This is a genomic window from Nostoc sp. (assembly GCF_041747015.1).
GTDB lineage: Bacteria > Cyanobacteriota > Cyanobacteriia > Cyanobacteriales > Nostocaceae > Nostoc.
Window position 1 is genome coordinate 1 of the sequence record NZ_JBGTFY010000215.1, and the last position, 4,396, is coordinate 4,396.

Here is a 4,396-nt window from a genome sequence, read left to right on the forward strand (position 1 = left end):
CTGCTCGATACTGTCGGCATAGCGTGCATCTTTGCAACCATCTGGTAAATTAATCCGACTAGCTTTATAAGTTTGTAAATATTCTTTTGAAGCATTATTGGCAGCGTTAGCTTCAATGCTGCTGAACATCCTCTGTTTAACTATATTGTAAATTTCAATATCAGTGCTGGGTTTAATGATCCGCTCTTGCCTAGCGGTAGCAGAAATGGTTTCCCGGATTTCGGTGGTTTCTTCGCCAAAACTGTCAGTGGAGGAAGCCAGCGTGTAAACAAATACTAAATTATTACAAGATGCTGCTAAATCCATGAGGGCGAATAAAAAAGCAACTACCTGTCCGGCTAAGTTGCTGTTACCAACTAGAGTAGCCTTGGCTTTTCTCAGGTATGAGGCAATTTCGTCGATGATAATGACTGTGGGTTGCCCTTGGATTATCCTTTCTAAAACCACTGTGCCTGGACTGACTCGCTGTTCATCAGAACCTTTAAGCAAGCTATAACCTGCTACACCATTAATTTGATAAGCAATTTCTCCCCAAAGGGTATAAGTGGTAACGCCAGTATCCGCATGGTAAACACCGTTAACTGGATCAAGGTCTTGGCAAGCGATCGCAGCTGCTTGAATGGGTCGATCTGGAATTAAATTTAAATTTGCAAAACGGTCTAGTCCAGGAATCTCTCGTCCATGTTTGGCAATATGCCACAAAGCAATTTCATCGTGGGTTTTACCACCACCAAAGCTGGTTTCCAGTCGGATAATGGGAGAACCTACAGCAGCACCCACCAACCGCCCGAACACTTCCGAGATTAGGGTTTTCAAACCATCGGTAGCAAATGTATTGGCGAAAAATGCTGTGGGGTCTTGGTAGACTTGGGGCGCTTTCCCTTCCACAACCAGTCGTAGCTTGGCGGCGAATAATTCGGGGGATAGTTCCCCGGCTAAAATTTCTTCTCTGGGAAGACACGTTTGAAATACTGGCGAAAGCATTGGTATATATCAATAGTTGTTAATTGACAGTTAACTAACAACCGCCAACAGTAGCTTGTTGTTAAATATACAACTATTATTAAGTATAAGGGTAAAAAATTCTGATTTCCATAATATTGTAAGCAACTATTACAAAGGGCGATCGCAAGAAGGCGGGCGGGTACGCCATCGCACTTCATGTAGTGCCAGGGTGCGTTCATCAAGGTTCTGCAATGTTCGTGCATCACTTCATTTGAACAATGACAATTGACCAGGAGAAATATTGCCTCGTCGGAATCGATGGTAGTAAAGATGACAACCGCTACATAACGGGGCAAGATTTTCTAAGCGATTGTCAGAAGGATCAAAATTAAAGTGGTGTACCTGAAGTGTATAGACTCGGCGTTGGGATAAAGTTAGCTCTGGTGGCTTTTGTCCAGGACGCAGGCAAACGCGATTACATCTAGTACAGCGCCAATCAAAAGATTCTTTGATAGAGGTGGCGATTTCTTTCCAATTCTGAGGATAGCGGCTGGTACTCATGAAAATGCTTGAGAGAGCAACAACATGAGGTAATTCTAATCGATTAAGTACTCTTAAGTGGCATGGTGTTATGCCAAAAATCAACAAGTGTGTAGGCGTATTTAAAATTAATAAAAATACTAACTTACCGGATGATATGATCCCGTATTTTCGTTAAATTCCCACCCCATACCCGATTTATCCTTGCCCTTGCACCATGCCACAAAAAGCGGTGGGTGCAGCTTATTTCGCTGCTCGCGTACAGTTTCTACACTTACACCAAGTCTTGAAGCTAAACCTTCTTCCGATAATGGTTGAATTCGGGGAGTATGCCCTTTGAAGGATGAATTGTTGTTGTACGATTTATTGCCCCGCCTCGGTTGGTTGTTGAGATGATTTTGAATTTTAATAATAGCCTCGGTAAACTGTGTCATTCGGGCTGTCATCCCCTCAATTTTTTGTTCTAAATCGGCGAGATTATGGATTGCTCCAGTTTCGTTGCTATTAGATTCACTTGAAAACTGTGACTCCAGCTTATCAAGTCGTGAGCAAATAGCTAATATCGTTTGATTCGTAAGACTGGCGTTACTATTGTTACCAGCAACCAAGTACTTCTCAACACTTGCCTTAATCTTAGAGTCCAGGCGTTTATCTAAATCATTGCCACCAATTGCATCAAGGTTATCTATATCATCTAGGTAGAGTTCGATAAATTGGGTCAGCGTAGCTGTTGCCGTCGTCCCTTTCGACTTACAACGGGCGATAAACTGCTCCCACATCTTTTGGTCACAGTTGAAAGATGCCAGCTTCTTGTTTTTCCCTGTTTGGCTCATGTCTAGGTAACGTCTAGGTAAACCGGGACTGTCCGCGACCGAGTAAGCGCGTCATCCATCTTGATAATTACCTTGACACTATCATTTTGGAGCGCATGAGTGCGATTGCTTTTCTCTTCAGTGTAATCATGCGATGGTCTCCGACCGACCGGAAGTCATCGCCTCCGGCGGGCGGGTATGCCCTCGCACAGTTATCTGAGTATGCCAGCCATTGTTGAATGTTATCGCTCAGGCAAACACCAAGGGGCGTAGCCCATCGCCCCCTGGTGTTTGCCGTCCAAATACTACATCTTAATCGCAAAAAACCTAAAAGCCCTTCTTCGTTGCTTGGCGACAAATACAATAGCCGGCAATGCCGGCATATCCACTGCGCTGTCGTAGAATATAAAAGCTTCCTGAAACATCGCTTCCAGGAAGTTATATATTTATCTGAGCGTAACTCTTATTTCCCAGATGGATGTTACTAATATTGAGGTGGCGCAGGTCGAAATTCTGCCTCCCAAACCAGGAAACGTTGTAGCGAAAAATACCTCTCAACAAGTAACTCCAGAATTGGTGTCGGAGGTAATTCGGCAATATTATTACCGCACACCTGCGGTGGGTAATGATGAGGAATTAATTTTGGCTTGGGCTGGCAGTCAAAACCGCGAACAAACCAAGCGAAAATACTACCGTTTTGGTCAAAAATTACTTGATTGGGTACGTAAATCAGGTATACCTGATTTAAGATTAATCCAGCAGCCATTGTTACTTGAGTTTGTTGCTTCCTGGGGTGAGGTTTCCCCTTATACTAAATCGAACCGAGTGCTGATGTTGCGTTCGCTCTGGAGTTATGGGAGCGGGGAGAGTATTGGCTATTTTTTGCGGAATATTGCAAGTACTATAAATTACGATAATTTCAGTGATTTACCGAAGGCAGAGCGATATCTCGAAGATTGGGAAATGGAGAAGCTTGCTGATGCTGCCAAGCAGTTAGGGGGGCAGTATTGGCTAGTTTTTAGCTTGATTTTTTATAGTGGGATGCGGGTTGGTGAAGTTGGTCGGGTGACGGTTCCAAGTGATAAACCGGGTCAACCCAAGGAAGATTATCCAGGGTTGTATTGGCACAATTTTAAATGGCAGCCAGACCCGTTACCGGAGGATAGGCACAGGGGGTATTACACAATTAAGTTTTGGGGTAAGGGTGGAAAATACCGGGAGATAGGGTTGGATTACGAGACGTCTTTGTTGCTTAAAAAATATCGTGGTATGGCTAGTGAAAAGATGCCAGTGTTCCCGAATGTCTCGCCTGACCCGAAAAAGCGGGGGTTGCCGTTAAGCGATCGCGCGATTAAAAGGTTGATTCAGGATATCTCCGAGGTAGTGAAGGTGAAGTTTTCTTGCCACTGGCTAAGGCATTCCCATGCAACGAGGGCGGTGGAGAGGAAACCGCTTTTTGAGGTGCAAGACCAGTTAGGGCATAGTAAGAGTGATACTACCAAGGGGTATGTTCGTTCCAAAAAGGATGCTGGGACGGGTACAGTGCTGCCGAGGTTTTGATTGGTTGATATTTCTTTTGACAAGACGAGCGCTCATCCCGAAATAAACCAAAGCTGTCTTGAGGGTGCAGGCTGATTTTCGGGGTGTGAGTATCAATGGAACAGAAAACCGGGATAAGAAAATTGCGTTCAAAGACTAAAAACAGCCGCTACCATGTATATACATAGATAAAAGCATTGAAGATAGGTCATTCTTCACTTCCAACCATGTATATACATGAGAATAAATGTTACATAACTTAAGAACAGAAAACCGGGATAAGTCCTAAACTCTACAACAAATCATCAAAATCAACAGGAGCATAAGGGTCACGCAAAGAGCGGAGTTCTCCCTTTAAAATGGGTTCTGCCAACAAGAAATAATAACGCCCCAACATATTAATATGTTTGCGTCCCAATGGAGAAAGTCGGGCAATGTCTTCTCTATGTGTCGCCTGACCAAGAGAACTCAACTTATTGACTGCTGCATCCATGTAGGAATGGCACTAAGAAAAGCTCTAAGCTTTGCAGAATAAGGGCTACAGCTTTAATGCTCACTCC

Annotated in this window: 4 protein-coding genes and 1 pseudogene; 1 reads left to right on the forward strand and 4 read right to left on the reverse strand. The window is 43.9% G+C overall.

Annotated elements, in window-relative coordinates:
• The 3 genes from ACEW80_RS17620 to ACEW80_RS17630 form a co-directional block, all read right to left on the reverse strand.
• The coding region (locus tag ACEW80_RS17620; RefSeq protein WP_373527837.1) for a DUF499 domain-containing protein at positions 1–984 on the reverse strand (984 nt) is incomplete at its 3' end.
• Positions 985–1,212: 228 nt separating this feature from the next.
• A complete protein-coding gene (locus ACEW80_RS17625; protein WP_094345565.1) occupies positions 1,213–1,506 on the reverse strand; it encodes an HNH endonuclease in 294 nt (97 codons plus the stop codon).
• Between the two features lie 119 nt (positions 1,507–1,625).
• Positions 1,626–2,318: a hypothetical protein gene (locus ACEW80_RS17630; protein ID WP_373527838.1), complete on the reverse strand. Its 693-nt coding sequence runs from the start codon at positions 2,316–2,318 to the stop codon at positions 1,626–1,628.
• A gap of 453 nt (positions 2,319–2,771) precedes the next feature.
• On the opposite strand from ACEW80_RS17630, the gene ACEW80_RS17635 reads away from it, so the two are divergent.
• The gene (locus tag ACEW80_RS17635) at positions 2,772–3,857 is read left to right on the forward strand and encodes a tyrosine-type recombinase/integrase (RefSeq protein ID WP_373527839.1); all 1,086 of its coding nucleotides are present in this window, start codon (positions 2,772–2,774) and stop codon (positions 3,855–3,857) included.
• A 271-nt stretch (positions 3,858–4,128) separates the two neighbouring features.
• On the opposite strand, the pseudogene ACEW80_RS17640 reads toward ACEW80_RS17635, so the two are convergent.
• Positions 4,129–4,332, reverse strand: a pseudogene (locus ACEW80_RS17640) (Tn3 family transposase); the annotation flags it as partial.
• Positions 4,333–4,396: the final 64 nt, after the last annotated feature.

What these genes read in the sequence shown, in the direction of transcription:
- ACEW80_RS17625 (WP_094345565.1), bottom strand. Translation starts at nt 1,506, where the DNA reads ATGAGTACCAGCCGCTATCCTCAGAATTGGAAAGAAATCGCCACCTCT.
- ACEW80_RS17630 (WP_373527838.1), bottom strand. Translation starts at nt 2,318, where the DNA reads ATGAGCCAAACAGGGAAAAACAAGAAGCTGGCATCTTTCAACTGTGAC.
- ACEW80_RS17635 (WP_373527839.1), top strand. Translation starts at nt 2,772, where the DNA reads ATGGATGTTACTAATATTGAGGTGGCGCAGGTCGAAATTCTGCCTCCC.